Source organism: Halomonas sp. 328 (assembly GCF_015645095.1).
Lineage (GTDB): Bacteria > Pseudomonadota > Gammaproteobacteria > Pseudomonadales > Halomonadaceae > Bisbaumannia.
Window position 1 is genome coordinate 1 of the sequence record NZ_JADOTW010000024.1, and the last position, 17,679, is coordinate 17,679.

The 17,679-nt window shown below is 68.1% G+C and carries 15 protein-coding genes and 1 pseudogene; 8 read left to right on the forward strand and 8 right to left on the reverse strand.

Annotated features, from left to right (window positions below):
* A pseudogene (locus IHD13_RS12955) lies at window positions 1-402 on the forward strand (DUF6708 domain-containing protein); the annotation flags it as partial.
* A 189-nt stretch (window positions 403-591) separates the two neighbouring features.
* The gene (gene rpiA / locus IHD13_RS12960; RefSeq protein WP_195861459.1) at window positions 592-1,266 is read left to right on the forward strand and encodes a ribose-5-phosphate isomerase RpiA; all 675 of its coding nucleotides are present in this window, start codon (window positions 592-594) and stop codon (window positions 1,264-1,266) included.
* 22 nt (window positions 1,267-1,288) lie between these two features.
* Here rpiA and waaA read toward each other — a convergent pair whose 3' ends face one another.
* From waaA to IHD13_RS12975, 3 genes are read right to left on the reverse strand one after another with little or no spacing between them, the layout of a single operon-like run.
* Window positions 1,289-2,569: a lipid IV(A) 3-deoxy-D-manno-octulosonic acid transferase gene (gene waaA / locus IHD13_RS12965; protein WP_195861460.1), complete on the reverse strand. Its 1,281-nt coding sequence runs from the start codon at window positions 2,567-2,569 to the stop codon at window positions 1,289-1,291.
* Window positions 2,570-2,600: 31 nt separating this feature from the next.
* A complete protein-coding gene (gene hldE / locus IHD13_RS12970) occupies window positions 2,601-4,031 on the reverse strand; it encodes a bifunctional D-glycero-beta-D-manno-heptose-7-phosphate kinase/D-glycero-beta-D-manno-heptose 1-phosphate adenylyltransferase HldE (RefSeq protein ID WP_195861461.1) in 1,431 nt (476 codons plus the stop codon).
* Window positions 4,028-5,095, reverse strand: a complete 1,068-nt coding sequence (locus IHD13_RS12975; RefSeq protein ID WP_195861462.1) for a glycosyltransferase family 9 protein — start codon at window positions 5,093-5,095, stop codon at window positions 4,028-4,030. The genes hldE and IHD13_RS12975 overlap by 4 nt, the downstream gene beginning before the upstream one ends.
* Here IHD13_RS12975 and IHD13_RS12980 point away from each other — a divergent pair.
* Window positions 5,094-5,810, forward strand: coding sequence for a 3-deoxy-D-manno-octulosonic acid kinase (locus tag IHD13_RS12980; protein WP_195861463.1), 717 nt, complete (start codon window positions 5,094-5,096; stop codon window positions 5,808-5,810). The genes IHD13_RS12975 and IHD13_RS12980 overlap by 2 nt on opposite strands.
* On the opposite strand, the gene IHD13_RS12985 is transcribed toward IHD13_RS12980, so the two are convergent.
* Both IHD13_RS12985 and IHD13_RS12990 read right to left on the reverse strand, forming a co-directional pair.
* Window positions 5,801-6,805 (reverse strand): glycosyltransferase family 9 protein, encoded by a 1,005-nt coding sequence (locus IHD13_RS12985; RefSeq protein ID WP_230086295.1) that lies wholly within the window; start codon window positions 6,803-6,805, stop codon window positions 5,801-5,803. The two genes, IHD13_RS12980 and IHD13_RS12985, sit on opposite strands and share 10 nt — an antisense overlap.
* Window positions 6,802-7,944, reverse strand: a complete 1,143-nt coding sequence (locus tag IHD13_RS12990; protein WP_230086296.1) for a glycosyltransferase family 4 protein — start codon at window positions 7,942-7,944, stop codon at window positions 6,802-6,804. The genes IHD13_RS12985 and IHD13_RS12990 overlap by 4 nt, the downstream gene beginning before the upstream one ends.
* Before the next feature lie 41 nt (window positions 7,945-7,985).
* On the opposite strand from IHD13_RS12990, the gene IHD13_RS12995 reads away from it, so the two are divergent.
* On the forward strand, window positions 7,986-9,056 hold the full coding sequence (locus IHD13_RS12995; protein WP_195861464.1) for a glycosyltransferase family 9 protein: 1,071 nt from the start codon (window positions 7,986-7,988) through the stop codon (window positions 9,054-9,056).
* 51 nt (window positions 9,057-9,107) lie between these two features.
* Here the strand turns inward: IHD13_RS12995 and IHD13_RS13000 are convergent, their stop codons facing one another.
* Complete coding sequence (locus IHD13_RS13000; protein ID WP_195861465.1) at window positions 9,108-9,890, reverse strand: glycosyltransferase family 2 protein; 783 nt, start codon at window positions 9,888-9,890, stop codon at window positions 9,108-9,110.
* 134 nt (window positions 9,891-10,024) lie between these two features.
* Between IHD13_RS13000 and IHD13_RS13005 the strand changes: the two genes are divergently transcribed.
* The gene (locus IHD13_RS13005; RefSeq protein WP_195861466.1) at window positions 10,025-11,695 is read left to right on the forward strand and encodes a sulfatase-like hydrolase/transferase; all 1,671 of its coding nucleotides are present in this window, start codon (window positions 10,025-10,027) and stop codon (window positions 11,693-11,695) included.
* On the opposite strand, the gene waaF is transcribed toward IHD13_RS13005, so the two are convergent.
* Window positions 11,692-12,735: a lipopolysaccharide heptosyltransferase II gene (waaF, locus tag IHD13_RS13010; protein WP_195861467.1), complete on the reverse strand. Its 1,044-nt coding sequence runs from the start codon at window positions 12,733-12,735 to the stop codon at window positions 11,692-11,694. The two genes, IHD13_RS13005 and waaF, sit on opposite strands and share 4 nt — an antisense overlap.
* The gene (rfaD, locus tag IHD13_RS13015; RefSeq protein WP_195861468.1) at window positions 12,728-13,684 is read right to left on the reverse strand and encodes an ADP-glyceromanno-heptose 6-epimerase; all 957 of its coding nucleotides are present in this window, start codon (window positions 13,682-13,684) and stop codon (window positions 12,728-12,730) included. Before rfaD ends, waaF begins: the two co-directional genes overlap by 8 nt.
* A gap of 124 nt (window positions 13,685-13,808) precedes the next feature.
* Between rfaD and glyQ the strand changes: the two genes are divergently transcribed.
* From glyQ to gmhB, 3 genes are all read left to right on the forward strand, one after another.
* Window positions 13,809-14,759: a glycine--tRNA ligase subunit alpha gene (glyQ, locus tag IHD13_RS13020; protein WP_195861469.1), complete on the forward strand. Its 951-nt coding sequence runs from the start codon at window positions 13,809-13,811 to the stop codon at window positions 14,757-14,759.
* Window positions 14,760-14,761: 2 nt separating this feature from the next.
* Window positions 14,762-16,828 carry a glycine--tRNA ligase subunit beta gene (glyS, locus tag IHD13_RS13025; RefSeq protein ID WP_195861470.1) on the forward strand — a complete coding sequence of 689 codons (2,067 nt, stop codon included), beginning with the start codon at window positions 14,762-14,764 and terminating at the stop codon, window positions 16,826-16,828.
* Window positions 16,829-17,004: 176 nt separating this feature from the next.
* Window positions 17,005-17,577: a D-glycero-beta-D-manno-heptose 1,7-bisphosphate 7-phosphatase gene (gmhB, locus tag IHD13_RS13030; RefSeq protein WP_195861471.1), complete on the forward strand. Its 573-nt coding sequence runs from the start codon at window positions 17,005-17,007 to the stop codon at window positions 17,575-17,577.
* Window positions 17,578-17,679 lie beyond the last annotated feature (102 nt).

Here is a 17,679-nt window from a genome sequence, read left to right on the forward strand (position 1 = left end):
TGGGAGTATCTGCGCTGCTATATGGAGCGGGGGCCCTGGTTCGACGAGCAGGGCCATTCCATCACCACCTCCAATCGCGAGGAAGTGCTGGAGGGTTACCGGAGGCGGAAGAAGAAGGCCACACTAGATCTCAAGCATTATCGTAAGCTAGTGCAGGATGGTGTTTTTTCACCGGGGCGCGCAAGAGTGCGCATCCTTGGCGCTGCCTTTTTTTACCCAGGATTCTTTATTCAAGACATCACCGCCAACTATGCCCGTCAGCGTGCCGCCGCCAATCAGTGGCACCCACTGGTCAAGGAGCGCTGTCGCCCCGATGGCCCCACCACCCGGCTCTATGACCTGGAAATCGCCGAGGGGCTGCACCGGGAGGAATCCCCCATGCCGGAGACCATCGACCGATAAGGCTCGGGCGACCAGCTGCCTATACTGGTCAAGGTACCGGGATCCGGCGAGGTTAACGCTAGGCCCTGCAAGAAAGCCGCCGGCACTCGCCCACTTTTCGTACACAACCCAGCAGGCTTCCAGCCATCCAAAGCCGGGGCACGCTGCCCTATAATGGGCCCACACTCATCCAGCCCCTCGGACCCCTCCATGACCCAAGACGAACTCAAGGCCGCGGTGGCCGCCGCCGCCATCGACGAGATCCGCCCCCACCTGCAGCGCGACACCATCCTCGGCATCGGTACCGGCTCCACCGCCAACCTCTTCATCGATCAACTGGCCAAGCTGCGCGACGATTTCGCCGGCGCCGTGGCCAGCTCCGAGGCCAGCGCCGAGCGCCTCAAGGGACACGGTATCGAGGTCTTCGAGCTCAACTCGACCGGCAGCGTACCCTTCTATATCGACGGCGCCGACGAGGTGAACGCTCACTTACATATGATCAAGGGCGGCGGCGCCGCCCTGACCCGGGAGAAGATCGTCGCCGCCTGTGCCGAGAAATTCATCTGCATCGCCGACGCCTCCAAGCGGGTAACCACCCTGGGCGAGTTCCCGCTGCCCGTGGAGGTGATTCCCATGGCCCGCTCCTACGTGGCCCGGGAGCTGGTCAAGCTGGGCGCCGACCCGGTCTATCGGGAGGGGGTGATCACCGATAACGGCAACCAGATCATCGACTGCTTCGATTTCCCGATCGCCGATCCGCTGGCCATGGAGGCCCGCCTCAACGCCATCGTCGGGGTGGTCACCAATGGGCTCTTCGCGGCCCGTGGCGCGGATGTGCTGCTGCTCGGTACCGAAGCCGGCGTGGAACGCCTGACCCCGGCCTGAGCACATTAGAAGTAAAAGCTCGCTAACCCTGGAAGGGCGGCTTCGACAGCCCTTCCAGGGTGCGCGCCAGGGCGCCGCGGTTGGCGGCCACCACCTGGCGCCCCGCCTCGCCGAGGCGTTGCCGCGCCGGTTCGTCGGCGAAGAGCGCTTCCAGGGCCTCGGCCAGCGCCATGCCATCGGCCACCTCCACCAGGGCCTCGGCCTCGCGCAGCGCCTCGGCGACCTCCTCGAAATTGGCCAGGGCCGGGCCAGTCAGTACCGGCACCCCCAGGGCCGCCGGCTCCAGCAGGTTATGGCCCCCCACCGGTACCAGGCTGCCCCCCACGAAGGCCAGGTCACCCGCCCCGTAGAGGGTCATCAGCTCGCCCAGGGTATCGCCCAGGTAGACCGCCGTGTCGGCATCCACCGCTTCCTGACGGGAGCGCCTGGCGGTGGCCAGGCCCCGACGCTCGCAGAGCTCGGCCACGGCATCGAAGCGCTGGGGGTGGCGGGGCACCAGAAGCAACAGCGCCTGGGGATAGTGCTCGCGCAGCCGGGCATGAGCGGCCAGCAGTTGCTCGTCCTCGCCCTCATGGGTCGAGCCGGCCACCCAGACCGGGCGCTCCCCCAGCTCGGTACGTAAGCGCCGACTCGCTTCTCGGGCCGCGTCATCGGGAGTGATATCGAACTTGAGGGAGCCCACCACCGTGGTGCGCTCGGCGGCCATGCCCAGGGCCTGGAAGCGCTCGGCATCCGCCGCCGACTTGGCGGCCAGCCAGTCGACGCTCCCCAGGGCCTCGTGCATCAGCGGGCGCAGGCGACGGTAGCCACGGAAGGCCCGGGGCGAGAGGCGCCCATTGAGCACCGCCACCGGCACGCCCTGACGATGGCAGGCGGCCAGCAGGTTGGGCCACAGCTCGGTCTCGAAGAAGAGCGCCCGGGCCGGACGCAACCGGGCCAGGAAACGCCGGGCCGCGCCGGGGAAGTCCAGGGGCAGGAAGGCATGGGTCACCCGAGCCCGGCCCATCGCATTGAGTCGCTCGGCCAGGGCCAGGGCTCGCTGGGCCCCGGTGGCGGTCATGGTGGTGATCACCAGTGGCTCGCCGGGACGGGCCAGGGCCTCGATCAACGGGCGGGCGGCGATCACCTCACCCAGGGAGGCGCAGTGCAGCCAGGTGACCCGCTCGCCGGGCGGGGAGGGGGGAATCCACCCCAGGCGCTGGCGGCGCGGGTGAGTGGGCAGTGACTCACGCCACACCCGGCGCCAGATCAGCGGCGTCAGCCCATAGAGGGCCGCCGAGTAGAGCCCGCGTGGCCAGCCCATCAGCGCTTCCCGTACGCGATTCGCATCCGGCCTAGTCCTCGCGATCGAGGATGGTGGAGATCATCGCCGTGGTGGAGACCCCGTCCTCGAAGCCCAGCACCTTGACCTCGCCGCCATGGGCGATCACCGCCTCGCCGCCGGCGATCTCCTCGGGGCGGTAGTCGCCGCCCTTGACCAGCACGTCCGGCAGGACCCGGCCGATCAGCTCGGCGGGGGTGTCCTCGGCGAAGGGCACCACCCAATCCACGGCGCCCAGGCCGGCCAGCACCTGCATGCGCCGCACCAGGGGGTTGATGGGGCGCTTGGGCCCCTTGAGGCGGGCGATGGAGGCGTCGTCGTTGACCGCCACGATCAGGCGGTCGCCGAGCTTGCGGGCCTGCTCCAGGTAGGCCACATGGCCGGCATGCAGGATGTCGAAGCAGCCGTTGGTCATCACCACCCGCTCGCCGCGGGCCTGGGCGGCACGCACCGCCTCGCACAGTCCCGCCGCCTCGATGACGCCAAACTCGGCCAGCTTGTCGCCATGCAGGGCGGTGTAGAGCTCGGCGATGGAAAGGGTGGCGGTGCCGGGCTTGGCCACCACCAGGCCGGCGGCCAGGTTGGCCAGGGTCATCGCCTCGGGGAAGGCGTGGCCGGCGGCCAGCGCCAGGCCCAGCACGCCGATCACGGTATCGCCGGCGCCGGTGACATCGAACACCTCCCGGGCCCGGGTCGGCAGGTGCAACGGCTCGTGATCGGCGCGGATCAGGGTCATGCCCTTCTCGCTGCGGGTGATCAGCAGGGCTTCGAGGTCGAGCTCGGCGCGCAGCGCCTCGCCCTTGGTGGCCAGCTCGGCGTCGTCGCGGCAGGGGCCCACCACCGCCTCGAACTCGCTGAGGTTGGGGGTGATGACGCTGGCCCCGCGATACTTGCGAAAGTCGCCGCCCTTGGGGTCGACCAGCACCCGCTTGCCGGCGGCACGCACCGCCGCGATCAGCGCCTCGACCCGGTTGAGGGTGCCCTTGCCGTAGTCGGAGAGGATCACCAGGTCCACTCCCGCCAGGCGCTCGGCGACCCGCTCGCCCAGCTCGCCGGTATCCACCTCGCAGAGTCCTTCCTCGAAGTCGAGGCGAATCAGCTGCTGGTTGCGGCTCATTACCCGCAGCTTGGTGATGGTCGGAATCTCGGCGCTGCGCTGGAAGTGAACGCTTACCCCGGCGTCTTCCAGGCGTTCGCTCAGCAGGCCGGCGTTGTGATCGTCGCCCACCAGGCCGGCCAGTTCGGCCTGGGCCCCCAGGGAGGCGATATTCAGCGCCACGTTGGCGGCGCCACCGGGGCGGTCCTCGCTCTCACCCACCTTGACCACCGGCACCGGCGCCTCGGGAGAGATACGCGAGGTGCCGCCGTGCCAGTAGCGATCCAGCATGACATCGCCCACCACCAGCAGGCGGGCCTGTTCCAGGGCGGTCAGATCAAGCTTCATTCCTTGGGCTCCGATAGCAGGGCGTCGAGGCGTAGGATCACGTCCTCGGCACGAATCAGGGACATGGCGTCCGGATGGCGCACCCGCTGACCCCACTCCAGGGTCTCGGGGTCCTTGTGCAGGTAGGTCCGCACCGCCTCGGGATAACGATTCACCACCGAATCGCGCCATTGATAGGGGCCGGCCCGCTCCGGATTGGTGGTGGCGAAGAGCCCCACCACCGGGGTATCGAGGGCATTGGCCATATGCACCGGGCCGGAATCGGGGGCCACCACCACCCGGGCCCGGTCGATCAGCGCCAGCAGGCCCTTGAGGGAGGTGGCGCCGATGGCATCGATCACCACCTCGTCCTGGCATAGCTGGCGAATGCGTTCGGCCATCTCCCGCTCCTGGGGGGTATGACTGCCGGAGAGCACCGTTTTCAGGCCATACTGACGCCAGGCGTGCTCGATCACCGCGGCGAAGCCCTCCGCCGACCAGTTGCGGAAGTTACGCAGGCGCGCACTGCTGCAGGGGCTGACCAGCAGGTAGGGGGCCTCGCCGGTGAGCCGCCGAGCCTCGGCCACCGCGGCTTCGGGGATCGGCAGATCCCAGGCCAGGGAGGTATCCTCCACGCCCAGCAGGCGAGCGAAATCCATGAAGGAGTCGAGGACATGGGCGCGGGGATGGGGGGCCAGATGGTGCTGCACGAACCAGTGCTGCTTGTCCTTGGCACGGGCCTTGTCGTAGCCGATGCGCACCCGGGCCTTGAGGCCGAGGGAGAGCAGGCTGGCGCGTACCGCCTGCTGCATATGCAGCAGGGCATCGAAACGGGTGTCGCGAAGTTGGCGCCAGATGGCGCGCATGCCGGCCAGGCCACTGGCCTTGTCATAGACCACGAACTCGACCCCGGAGAGGCCGGCCAGTAGACTGTGCTCGCCCTTGCCGATGATCCAGGTGATGCGCACGCCGGGCCACTGGCGTTGCAGGGCGCGTACCGTCGGCACCAGGTTGCAGACATCGCCCAGGGCGGAGAGCCGCAGCACGCAGAGGTGCTCGGGGTGGACGGGCAGAGGATGCTTCATGCGGTTGGCTATATCCCGAACGGAAAAGGCTGTCATTCTATATGATGCCGACAGTTTAAGTGACGCCACGCCTGGGCCACAAATCGGCCCCGGTGGCGTGCCGGCGCCGGCCTGGTTCCGGGGCGACTTCTGGCAGGCCCGCCGGGCGGTGGTGGGTCAGGCCCCCGGCCGCGGCGCCAGCCTCTTCCTGGATGCGGGCCCCGAGGAGTGGGTGCTGCGTCCTTACCGCCGCGGCGGCCTGATCGCCCGGCTCAGCGAAGAGCGCTACCTGTGGGCCGGCGAGGAGCGCAGCCGTGCCTTCCGCGAGCTGCGCCTGACGGCAGCACTCCATGAGCGGGGCCTGCCGGTGCCGCGCCCGGTGGCGGCCTGCGTCTGGCGCCGCGGCGCCACCTATGAGGCGGCACTGATCACGGTGCGCCTGCCCGGCGCCAAGGCCCTGGCCGAGCGCCTGACCCGCGCCGACGCCAGCCTGCTGGCCCGGGTCGGCCGAACCATCCGTCAGTTCCACCAGGCCGGCCTGGATCATGTCGACCTCAATGCCCGCAACCTGCTGGTGGACGAGACCGATCAGGTCTGGCTGATCGACCTCGACCGGTGCCGCCTGCGCGCCCCCGGCCCCTGGCGCGAGCGCAACCTCCAGCGCCTGGAACGCTCGCTGAAGAAATTCGGCGTTCCTGAGGCCATGGCGGCCATTCGCCGCGGCTATCAGGGGTAGAGGCGTTCCAACAGGGCTTCCAAGGCCCCCAGGATATCGCTCTTGCCCGGCACTTGACCGTCGCGATGGAAGACCGCCTCGTGGCACGCCTCATAATGCGGCCAGTAACGGAAGGGGACTGTCATATAAAAGATCCCCAGCGTCGGCGTATGGGTGGCCAGCGCCATGTTCCTGACCCCGGTATCCCCCGAGACCAGCAGCGCGCTCTCGGCAAGGAAAGGCGCCAGGGCATCCAGGTCGAGGCGCCGCTGCACCGAGACATTGTCGTGACGACCCGTGATATCGTCCAGGAAGTCACCACTCTCTTCCGCCTTGTGCCCTTCCAGCAGCACATGCTGATAGGCGGGGAAGCGCGTAGCCGCCTGATCGATCAGCTCCGCCCAGGATTCTCGAGAGAGGGACTTACGGCTCACCGCCGCATAAGGGAAGTAGACGATTCGGCGTCGTGCCTCCCGCGGCTGGTGGCGAGGCAGGGAGAATTCCAGCGGATACTCCGGCTTGTGCCCCATGACCTTGAGGAAGTCGAGCAGGATCTCAGCCTCATAATGAAAGTCAGAGCGCAGGATGCCCACATCGAAAAGCAACCGATTGAAGACCTGGCGATAGGGGAAGCCGAGCTTGACCTTCGCCCGGGTCACCAGGCTGAGTAGCCGGGAACGGGAGGTATCGGCCAGGTCGAAGAGCACGTCATAACGCCCCGGCTCTCGCAGTGATCGCCATTGCTCGGCCAGAGACCCCTCGCCATCCAGCACATGGACCTCATCGATCAGGTCCATCGGCAGGGCGTATTGATAGCGGCTGACCGTGCTTAGAGTGATATGGGCCCGGGGAAAGAAACGACGCAGTTCCACCAGGAAGGGCCGCGCCGCCATCATGTCGCCGAAGGCACACTGACGAATCACCAGGATTCGGCGGACCTCCTCCATATGCAGCCCCGTTAACCAGCGCCGACCACGCTCATTTAGGTAGCCCCCCTTCTCGATCCAGGCTTTCAAGGCAGCTTCTCCTGCAAGATTTGTTGATAGATCGTCGTCAAGGCGGTGATATGCCCGCGGATCTCGAACTCGCGGGCGACCCGCTCGGCGGCGGTTTGCCCCAGGGCCCGGCGCAGGCCGGCATCCTCGGCCAGCTCGACCAGGGCCTCGGCCCAGGCCAGGGGCGAGTCCGGCGGCGCCAGGCGTCCGCACTCGGGAGGCAATAGCTCGGGAATGGCGCCACTGTCGGCGCCGATCACCGCCTTGCCGGCGGCCATGGCCTCGATCACCGTCAGGCCGAAGGCCTCGTTCACCGAGGGCACGCAGACCACGTCCAGGGCCTCCATCAGCCGGGGCAGGTCGCGACGAAAGCCGGTCAGGGTGATCCGCTCGCCCAGGGCCAGCTCGGCGATGCGCGAGCGCAACCGAGCCACATAGGCCTCGTCGCTGCCCTCGCTGGCCTTGAGGCCACCGATCAGCACCCCCTGGAAGGTCAGCTTGGGGGCCAGTCGGGCCAGTTCCGCCAGGGCCTCCAACCACAGCTCCTGGCCCTTGCCCGGCGTCAGTCGCCCGGGCAGACCGATGGCCAGGGCCCCCTCGGGAATGCCCAGCTCGGCGCGCAGGCTGTCGCGTTCCTGCTCCATCAACCGTGGCCGGTAGGGGGCGGTGTCGATGCCCAGATAGAGGCGACGAATGCGTTCCGGGGGCAGGGCGAAGGCCTTGAGGTTACGGGCCCGGGTCGCCTCGCTGATGGAGAGCAGCCGGCTCAGCTTGCCGTAGGCCCAGCGATGGTAGAGTCCCTTCTTGGGCCGGGTCACCCCCATGTGCTCGGTAAACACCAGGCGCAGGGAGGGCCGCAGGCTGGCCAGCAGGGCGGCCAGGCGCAGGTCGCTGGACTTGTGACAATGCACCACGCGGATATCATGGTGCTTCAGGTAGCGCAGGATGCGCGGTGCCGCCAGCAGGGCGCCCCCCCGGGAGGACACCGTCAGCGGCACGATGCCCGCCTCCTCGAGGCTGGCCGCCACCCGGGACCCCGTCAGCGCCAGGCCATGGGCCTGCCAGCCCTGGCGCTCGAGTTCGGGAATGATCCGCGCCGGGTACATCTCCAGTCCACCCCACCCCTCAGAGAGGCAGATATGCATTACCTTGTGGGACAAGGTCGTCTCCTTCGTTGCGATGACGGGACCCAGGCCAGCCGATGACCGATACCGCTTCCTCCCCGCGACGCATCCTGGTGGTGCGCAACGACAAGCTCGGCGACTTCATGCTCGCCTGGCCGGCCCTGGCGAGCCTCAAGCGGGCCAGTGGCGCTAACCATATCACCGTCCTGGTGCCCAACTATACCGCGGCCCTGGCCCGAGCCTGCCCCTGGGTGGACGAGGTGCTGGTGGATCCCGGCGACGGCGGCGATCGCCTAGCACAGCGCGAGCTGCTACAGGCCCTGCGCCGCGGGCGCTTCGATGCCCTCTTGACGCTCTTCTCCACGCCGCGCATCGGCTGGCTGGCCTGGCGGGCGGGCATTCCCCTGCGCCTGGCGCCAGCCACCAAGTGGGCCCAGGTCTTCTACCATCGCCGGATCACCCAGCGCCGCTCCCGTTCCGAGAAGCCGGAATACGTCTACAACCTGGAACTGGCCCGGGCCCTGCAGCGCGAGCTGGGGCAGGCCACGCCAGAGGTGGCGCCCCCCTACTGGCCGCTGCCCAAGGGCGAGCGTCAGGAGCAGCGACAAGGGCTAAGCGAGGAACTGGGCCTGGATCCGTCCTGCCCCTGGCTTTTCCTGCACCCGGGCAGCGGCGGCTCGGCGGTCAATCTGACGGCGGCGCAATATCGCGACCTGGCGGTCGGCGTGTCCGCCCGCCTGCCTCGCCCTCTCCTCTGGCTGCTGACCGCTGGCCCGGGCGAGGAGGCCACCGCCGAGGCCCTGGTAGCCAATCTCCGGGAAGCGGGCCTCGAGGCTCATCGGGTGCCGCCACGCCCCGATCTGTCCGCCTTCGCCAGGACCCTGAGCGCCGCGGACCTCGTTATCGCCGGCTCCACCGGCCCCTTGCATATCGCCGGCTGCCTGGATCGTCCCACGGCGGGTTTCTACCCCGCCAAACGCTCGGCGACGCCGCTACGCTGGCAGACCTGCAATCGAGCGGAGCACCGGCTGGCCTTCAGCCCGCCGGCCCAGCCGGGCCAAGAGACCGATATGGCGCGGATCGATCTGGAGGCCGCGGCCGAGGCCATCGCCGAGAGGATTCGCTCCCTGGATAATAACGAAGAATAATTAATACCCGGGAATCCATGGGGCTGGAGAACAGCAAAGGAGGCTTTGCCTTTAGCCCTTGTCGGAATCCTCGGCGGGCAGCGGGCTGGTACGGGTCCGTACCCAGAGATCCGCATACTTGGCAAAGGTGGAGTGCGCCGAGAGCAGCGCCAGCAGCAGCCCTTGGCGCCCGTCCAGGAAGCCCGCCTTGAGCAGGTACATGCGCAGGAAGCAGCCGATGCCGTGCACCACACCGGCGCCGAGGCTGCCGCGCTTGCCCCGGGCGGCCCGCTGTTCCGCCCAGGCCTGGGCGTAGTGGGCCGATTTCTCCAGGTAGTGGCGCAGGTCCCGGTAGGTGAAGTGGAGCAGATCCCCGGAGAGCGCCTTGACCGGCAGGCTCTCGGGATTCTCCAGCTTCTCGTGTACCAGGGCGTCGTTGTAGCCGGCACGCCCCCGAGGATAGAGGCGTGCCACCCGGTCCGGGTACCAGCCGGAGTGGCGAATAAAGTCACCGAAGCACCAGGAGAGCCGCGCCAGGGTATAGATGGCAGGCGTTCCATCGGCCAGGGCCGCCTGGATGCTCTGGCGCAGTTCCGGCGTCACCCGCTCGTCGGCATCCACCATCAGGATCCAGTCGCTCTCCACTAGGGCCTCGGCACGCCGGCGCTGGACCCCGAATCCCTGCCAGTCCGCCGCCACTGCTACCTTGTCGGTATAGCGGGCGGCGATCTCGCGAGTGGTGTCCTGGCTGCCGGCATCCAGCACCACGATCTCGTCGACCCAGGTCAGGGTATCGAGGCAGGCGGCGAGGTGCTCGGCCTCATTCTTGACGATCAGTACGGCAGCCAGGGACATAGGAGATCCAGCGCTAAGGAAGGTGGCGCCAGTGTAAGGGGGCCCTTGCCCCATCGCAACGCCGCCCCTCCAGCCAGGCGGCGAAGCTTGCTAGGCTAGGGAGCGATACCACACTCCCTAGGATTCCCGCCCTGATGTCCCGATTGCACTTGCCGAGCCACCTCCTGCGCCACCCCCGCTGGTGGGCCCTGGGCTACCTGGGGCTCTGCCTGGGGCACGCCCTGAGCGTGCTCTTGCCCATCCCCTGGCTTAGCGTATTGCCCATCGCCGGCCTGTGGCTGGGCCTGGCCGCCTGGCTGGGCTGGGGGGGCCCTCGCCATGCCCGCTATCGACGGGTCTGGCCCTGGTCGCTGTTGCCCCTGGCCCTGTGGTGGCTCTATGTCTATCTCTCCGATGGCTTCGGCAGCGTCGACCTGGGCGCGCTCTTCTTCCATCTGCAGGCGGGGATCACCGACCATGGCGGCGCCGGGCGTATCACCGCGGCCTTCCTCTATACCCTGGCGGCGGCCCTGAGCCTGGTGGCCTTTACCTGGCTGATACGCACCGACAAGCGTTGGCGGCTGCTGGAGAAGGTGCTGATGCTGGTCCTGGTGGCCGGCAACCCTCTCTTGTTCGGCCTCGGCCAGCGGGGGGCCGCCATCGTGGTGGAGGAGGATGGCGCCTGGCTCGACCGCCGCTACCAGGCGCCCCAGATCGAGGCCCGCCCCGCATCGCCGCCCAACCTGCTGCTGATCTATCTGGAGAGCATCGAGCGCACCTATGCCGACCGGGAGCGCTTCGGCGATGCCTACGCCGACCTGGATCATCTCGGCGAACAGGGCAGCGTCTTCGAAGGCGTGCGCCAGATCGACAACACCGGCTGGACCATGGCCGGGATGATCGCCAGCCAGTGCGGGGTGCCGCTGATGCCCGCCGGCCTGCTGCACGATCGCCAGTTCGAGCCTCTGGAGGCGGTGGTGCCCGGCATCGACTGCCTGGGTGACCTGCTCGGTGAGGAGGGTTATCGCCTCAGTTACCTGGGTGGCGCCAGCAAGACCTTCGCCGGCAAGGGGCTCTTCTACCATGGCCATGGCTTCGAGCGAGTGCTGGGCCGCGAGGAGCTGGTACCGCGCATGGCGGACCCCGACTACCTCAACGACTGGGGCCTCTACGACGACACCCTCTTCGACTTCGCCGTGGAGGAGATCCTGACGCTGAATGCCGAGCCCGGCCCCTGGGGGCTGGTCATGCTGACCCTGGGTGGCCACGCCCCCCATGGCCACCCGGCCCGACGCTGCCTCGAGCGCCAGGGGGAGTTCGATGGCGTGGATATCCTCTACTCGGTGGAGTGCACCGCCTGGCTGACCCGAGACCTGCTGGAGCGCCTCGAGGCCCAGGGGCTGCTGGACAACACTCTGGTGATGCTTGCCAGCGATCACCTCACCATGCGGGTCTCGGCCTGGGATCAGCTGAATCTCAGCGACCGGGATAACACCTTCATGTTGCTGGGCCCGGGGATCGACGAGGCCCGGGTGGTACGCGAGGCCTCGATGCTGGACCTCTATCCCACCCTGCTGGAGGCCATGGGCTTCGAGCTGGCCCAGCACCGGGCGGGGCTGGGGGTCTCGCTGCTGACGCCGACCCTCAACCTGGTGGAGCGTCACGGGGTGGAAGAGATCAACCGCCGCCTGACCCAGGAGCGCGCCCTGCAACAACGGCTCTGGGAGGGGCTGGCGCCACAACCCGAGACCGAGCCGACGGCCCCCCAGGAGCAGATCACCGAGGTCCCCCAGGACAAGCCCGCGGGGGAGATGCCGCCGCTTTAACCCTCGGCGCCGGAAGGCTCGGCCAGCAGGGCCGCCAGCAGGCGTTCCGGGGTCATTTGGGTCAGGCAGTGGGTATGCCCCAGGGGGCAGGTGCGCTGGAAGCAGGGCGAGCAGTCGAGGGACAGGGTGTGGATCTCGGCGTTGCCGGTCAGTGGCGGCGTATAGGCCGGCGAGGAGGAGCCGTAGAGGGCATGCACCCGGGTGCCCACTGCCGCCGCCACATGCATCAGGCCGGAGTCGTTGGTCACCACCTGGCGGCAATCGGCGAGCAGGTCCACCGCATCCGCCAGCCGGGTCTTGCCACAGAGGTTATGGGCATGAGCTAGGCCCGCGGCGATGGTCTCGCCGGCCTCCACGTCCTTGGGGCCACCCAGTACCCGCACCTCGAAGCCTCGCTCCACCAGGGACTCGGCCAGGGCCCGAAAATGCTCCAGGGGCCACTGCTTGGCGGGCCCATACTCGGCACCGGGCATCATGCCGATGGCGGGCCGCGACGACAGCCCCTGGGCCAGGCGCAGCGATACCAGGTTATCGGCATCCACCGCCAGCCGCGGCCGCGGGATCGGGAAATCGCCTCGCGCCGCCGCTTCGGCGGGCAGGCCCAGGGCCACGAAGCGCTTCACGGTCTGGTCCAGCACCGCCTTGTCGAGGCGCCGACGATCATTGAGCAGGCCGTAGCGCTGCTCGCCGGTGAAGCCGGTACGCCGGGGAATGCGCGCCAGGAAGGGCACCAGGGCCGACTTCAGGGAGCGCGGCAGGACGATGGCGCGATCGAAGTGCCCCTTGAGCCGCGCGGCCAGGGCCCGGCGCACGCCCCAGCCGAACTGGCCATGCCCCACTTCCAGGCCATGGGCCTCGTCCACCTCGGCCATGCGTTCTAGGATCGGCAGCGACCAGGGCGGCGCCACCACGCCGAGGCGGCAGCCGGGATGGCGCGCCTTGAGGGTCATGAACAGGCTCTGGGCCATCACCATGTCGCCGACCCAGGAGGGGCCGACCACCAGGATGCGCGGCCCCTCGATGGCCTCGGGCCTAGCCATTCAGCCACTCCAGGTAGGCGCGCACGCCCTGGGCCACGCTCTTGAACTCGGCGTCATAGCCGGCCTCCCGCAGCCGCGAGATATCGGCGCGGGTGTAGCTCTGGTAGCGCCCCTTGAGCTCCTCGGGGAAATCGATGTACTCGATCTTGCCACGGCCGTAGTAGTCGATCACCGCCTCGCCGATGGCCTTGAAAGGCTCGGCGCGGCCGCTGCCCAGGTTGAAGATGCCGGAGCGCTCCGGGTGGTCGAGGAACCACAGGTTGACGTTGACCACATCCCCCACATAGACGAAGTCGCGGCTCTGCATGCCCGCCTCATAGCCGTCCCAGGCACCGAACAGCTTGAGGTCCTGGCCGGCGCTCACCTGGGTGTGATGGTGATAGGCGACGCTGGCCATCTTGCCCTTGTGCTGCTCCCGGGGACCATAGACGTTGAAGTAGCGAAAGCCCACTACCTGGCTGGTGAACTGATCCCAGCGGGCGCGCACGTACTGGTCGAAGAGCAGCTTGGAGTAGCCGTAGACGTTAAGGGGCTTCTCGTGCTCAGGCGCCTCCACGAACACCTCGCTGCCGCCATAGGTGGCCGCCGAGGAGGCGTAGAGGAAGGGGATGCCGCGCTGCTGGCAGAAGTGCAGCAGCACCTTGGAGTACTCGAAGTTGTTGTCGAGCATGAAGCGGCCGTCCCACTCGGTGGTGTCGGAGCAGGCCCCCTCGTGGAAGATCGCCTCGATGGTCGGCAGGGTCGCCGGCCCGCCGGCGAGTTCCGCCTCGGCGCGACGCCGGAAGTCATCCTTGTCCAGGTAGTCGCCCAGGGTGCAGTCGGCCAGGTTGACGAACTTGGTGCCGTCGGAGAGGTCGTCCACCACCATCACGTCCTGGTGGCCACGGGCATTCAGGGCCTTGACCAGATTCGAGCCGATAAAGCCGGCCCCGCCTGTTACTACGATCATCGTTGCGTCCTCATATCGTCCGGGCCGGCGCCGCGGACCGACTTGCCCGGGTGCCTATAACCGATTCCCCACTGATTGTATACTTGACGCCTTGTGAATTCATGGGCCAACCGGTGCTTCACCAATGACAGAGTCGACGCCTGACGCGAAAACCTTCCAGGGCCTGATCCTCGCCCTGCAGCAATACTGGGCCGAACAGGGCTGTGTGGTCATGCAGCCGCTGGATATGGAAGTCGGTGCCGGCACCTTTCACCCGGCCACCTTCCTGCGCTCCATCGGCCCCGAGACCTGGAACGCCGCCTATGTGCAGCCGTCCCGCCGCCCCACCGACGGCCGCTATGGCGAGAACCCCAACCGCCTGCAGCACTACTATCAGTTCCAGGTGGTGATGAAACCCTCCCCCAAGGACTTCCAGGAGCTTTACCTGGGCTCCCTGAAACGCCTGGGCATCGATCCCCTGGTGCACGATATCCGCTTCGTCGAGGACAACTGGGAATCGCCGACCCTGGGTGCCTGGGGCCTGGGCTGGGAAGTCTGGCTCAACGGCATGGAGGTGACCCAGTTCACCTACTTCCAGCAGGCCGGCGGCATCGAGTGCTTCCCGGTCACCGGTGAGCTCACCTATGGCCTGGAGCGCATCGCCATGTACCTGCAGGACGTGGACAGCGTCTACGACCTGGTCTGGACCATCGCCCCGGACGGCTCCCGGGTCACCTACGGCGACGTCTACCTGCAGAACGAGCGCGAGCAGTCCGCCTACAACTTCGAGCACGCCGACGTACCGGCGCTGTTCAATGCCTTCGATCACCAGGAGAAGGAGTGCGCCAAGCTGCTCGAGGCCGGCCTGCCGCTGCCCGCCTACGAGCAGGTGCTGAAGGCCTCCCACACCTTCAACCTGCTGGACGCCCGCCACGCCATCTCGGTCACCGAACGCCAACGCTATATCCTGCGGGTGCGCACCATGGCCCGGGACGTGGCCCACGCCTACTACGACTCACGCAAGGCCGCCGGCTTCCCCATGGCCCCCGAGGCCCTGCGCCGTGAACTGCTGGCCGACGAACAGGGAGACGCTTGAGCATGGCATCCTCTACTTTCTTGCTGGAACTCGGTGTCGAGGAACTGCCTCCCGGTGCCATCGATAGCCTCGCCGACGCCCTGGCCGAGGGCCTGCGTCGCGGCCTGGGCGAGGCCGAGATCGACTTCGGCGCCATCCGCGCCCACGCCAGTCCCCGCCGCCTGGCGGTGGAGATTCTCGAGCTCGCCGACAAGCAGCCGGATCGCGAAGTCGAACGCCGCGGTCCGGCCCTGGCCGCCGCCTTCAAGGACGGCCAGCCCACCAAGGCCGCCGAGGGCTTCGCCCGCTCCTGCGGCGTCGGCGTCGACGAGCTGATCCACCTGGAGACCGACAAGGGCACCTGGCTCGGCTACCGGGAACAACAGCAGGGCGAGGCCACCACCGCCCTGCTGCCGGCCATCGCCGACAAGGCCATCGCCGCCCTGCCGGTGCCCAAGAACATGCGCTGGGGCGCCTCGCGCATCGAGTTCTCGCGTCCGGTGCACTGGCTGGTGATGCTCTACGGTGACGCCGTGGTGGAGGCCGAGATCCTCGGCCTCTCGGCCGGCCGCACCACCTATGGTCACCGCTTCCACGCCCCCCAGGCCATCGAGCTGGCGCATGCCGACGGCTACCTGGCGATCCTGGAAGAGGCCTATGTGCTGGCCGACCGCCACAAGCGTCGCGAGCGTATCCGCGAGCAGGTGCTGGCCGAGGCGGAGTGCCAGGAGGCCGAGGCGGTGATCGACGAAGCGCTGCTCGACGAGGTCAGCGGCCTGGTGGAGTGGCCGGTGGCCCTGACCGGTAGCTTCGACGAGCGCTTCCTGGAAGTGCCGCCGGAGTGCCTGATCTCCTCGATGAAGGCCAACCAGAAGTACTTCCACCTGCTGGATAGCGACGGCAAGCTCAAGCCGCTGTTTATCACCGTGTCCAATATCGAGAGTCAGGACCCCCAGCAGGTGATCGAGGGCAACGAGCGGGTCATCCGTCCGCGCCTGGCCGACGCCGCCTTCTTCTACGACACTGACCGCAAGACGCCGCTGGCCGAGCGCCGCGACGGCCTGGCCAGCGTGGTCTTCCAGCAGCAGCTGGGTACCCTGGCCGACAAGGCCGACCGCTCCGCGGTGGTGGCCCGGCATATCGCCGAACGCATCGGCGGCGACCCCCTGCATGCCGAGCGGGCCGCCCAGCTGGCCAAGTGCGACCTGGTCACCGAGATGGTCCTGGAGTTCCCCGAGCTGCAGGGCATCATGGGCTGCTACTACGCCCGCCAGGATGGTGAGCCCGAAGCCGTGGCCCGGGCCCTCTACGAGCAGTACCTGCCGCGCAACGCCGGCGACGAGATCCCCCAGAGCCCCACCGGCCAGGCCGTGGCCCTGGCCGATCGCCTGGACACCCTGACCGGCATCTTCGGCATCGGTCAGCGCCCCACCGGCACCAAGGATCCCTTCGCCCTGCGCCGCGCCGCCATCGCCGTGCTCAATATCCTGGTCAAGGGCGAGCTGGACCTCGACCTGCGCGAGCTGCTGACCCTCGCGGTGGAGCAGCATGGCGAGCTGCCCAAGACCGAGGGCCTGGTGGACCTGGTACTCGACTATATGCTCGAGCGCTTCCGCGCCTGGGCCCAGGACGAGGGCATGGCGGTGGAGAGCTACCTGGCGGTGCGCGCCCGCCCGGTCACCAAGCCCCTGGACTTCGCCCGCCGCATGCGTGCCGTGCATGGCTTCGCCGCCCGCGATGAGGCCGCCGCCCTGGCCGCCGCCAACAAGCGGGTCTCCAATATCCTCGCCAAGCAGGCCCACGACGGCAGCACCCGGGTCGACCCCGAGCTGCTCCAGGAGCGCGCCGAGCAGGCCCTGCACCAGGCCCTGGCGGCCCGCCGCGAGGAGGTGGCCCCGCTGTTCCAGGCCGCCGACTACAGCGCCGCCCTGGATCGCCTGGCCGCCCTGCGCGAACCAGTGGACACTTTCTTCGACGAGGTGATGGTGATGGCCGAGGAGCCGACGGTGCGGGCCAATCGCCTGGCCCTGCTCGCCGACCTCCAGGGGCTGTTCCTGGAGGTGGCGGATATCGCCGAACTCCAGCAGTAAGCAGAGCCCCCGCAAGACCAAGGGCCGGCGAGTGTGACTCGCCGGCCCTTTTCTATTCATTCCGCCCATCCGGGCGTTTCACGTGAAACACCACCCGTGGCAAGCCGACTTGGCAGACGTTGTTCCACGTGAAACACTCCCCTCCACCCGACGACAGCAACGAGGACGCGACGCCCATGCCCTCCCCCGACCGCCTGGTCATCCTCGATCGCGATGGCGTGATCAACCAGGACTCCGATGCCTACGTGAAGTCCCTCGATGAGTTCCACCCCTACCCCAGCGCCATCGCCGCCATCGGCCGGCTCTCTCGGGCAGGGTGGACGGTGGCGGTGGCCACCAACCAGTCGGGCATCGCCCGGGGCTACTATAGCGAGGCCACCCTGGGAGAGATGCATGCGGAGCTGCGGCGCCGGGTCACCGAGGCCGGCGGCGAACTGGCCCATATCGCCTACTGTCCCCATGGCCCCGACGACCATTGCGACTGCCGCAAGCCGCTCCCCGGCCTCCTCGAGCAGATCCGCGTGGCGCTGGGACTGGAGAGCCTGGCGGGGAGCTGGATGGTGGGGGATAGCCTGCGGGACCTGCAGGCCGGTGAGACCCAGGGCTGTCGCAACGTGCTGGTCAAAACCGGCAAGGGCGAGCGCACCCTGGCCAAGCATCCGGAGCTCGCCGCCCCCGGCAACGAACCCCTCCTCTTCGACGACCTGGCCGGCTTCGTCGACTGGCTGCTGGCCAAACAGCCGCGATAAGCTGGATAGCTGCTGAATGCAAATCGCCCCCATGGCAAGGCCATGGGGGCGATTTTTCTTCCAGCTTAAAGCTTATGGCTTACAGCTACCGGCGCAGCCGGG

Excerpts from the sequence above, each read along its gene's own strand:
- hldE (WP_195861461.1), bottom strand. The coding sequence starts at position 4,031 with ATGAAGCTTGATCTGACCGCCCTGGAACAGGCCCGCCTGCTGGTGGTG.
- IHD13_RS12995 (WP_195861464.1), top strand. The coding sequence starts at position 7,986 with ATGACCGATACCGCTTCCTCCCCGCGACGCATCCTGGTGGTGCGCAAC.
- waaF (WP_195861467.1), bottom strand. The coding sequence starts at position 12,735 with ATGGCTAGGCCCGAGGCCATCGAGGGGCCGCGCATCCTGGTGGTCGGC.
- glyS (WP_195861470.1), top strand. The coding sequence starts at position 14,762 with ATGGCATCCTCTACTTTCTTGCTGGAACTCGGTGTCGAGGAACTGCCT.
- IHD13_RS13000 (WP_195861465.1), bottom strand. The coding sequence starts at position 9,890 with ATGTCCCTGGCTGCCGTACTGATCGTCAAGAATGAGGCCGAGCACCTC.
- rfaD (WP_195861468.1), bottom strand. The coding sequence starts at position 13,684 with ATGATCGTAGTAACAGGCGGGGCCGGCTTTATCGGCTCGAATCTGGTC.
- waaA (WP_195861460.1), bottom strand. The coding sequence starts at position 2,569 with ATGGGCTGGCCACGCGGGCTCTACTCGGCGGCCCTCTATGGGCTGACG.
- IHD13_RS12975 (WP_195861462.1), bottom strand. The coding sequence starts at position 5,095 with ATGAAGCATCCTCTGCCCGTCCACCCCGAGCACCTCTGCGTGCTGCGG.
- IHD13_RS12980 (WP_195861463.1), top strand. The coding sequence starts at position 5,094 with ATGCGGTTGGCTATATCCCGAACGGAAAAGGCTGTCATTCTATATGAT.
- gmhB (WP_195861471.1), top strand. The coding sequence starts at position 17,005 with ATGCCCTCCCCCGACCGCCTGGTCATCCTCGATCGCGATGGCGTGATC.
- IHD13_RS13005 (WP_195861466.1), top strand. The coding sequence starts at position 10,025 with ATGTCCCGATTGCACTTGCCGAGCCACCTCCTGCGCCACCCCCGCTGG.
- glyQ (WP_195861469.1), top strand. The coding sequence starts at position 13,809 with ATGACAGAGTCGACGCCTGACGCGAAAACCTTCCAGGGCCTGATCCTC.
- rpiA (WP_195861459.1), top strand. The coding sequence starts at position 592 with ATGACCCAAGACGAACTCAAGGCCGCGGTGGCCGCCGCCGCCATCGAC.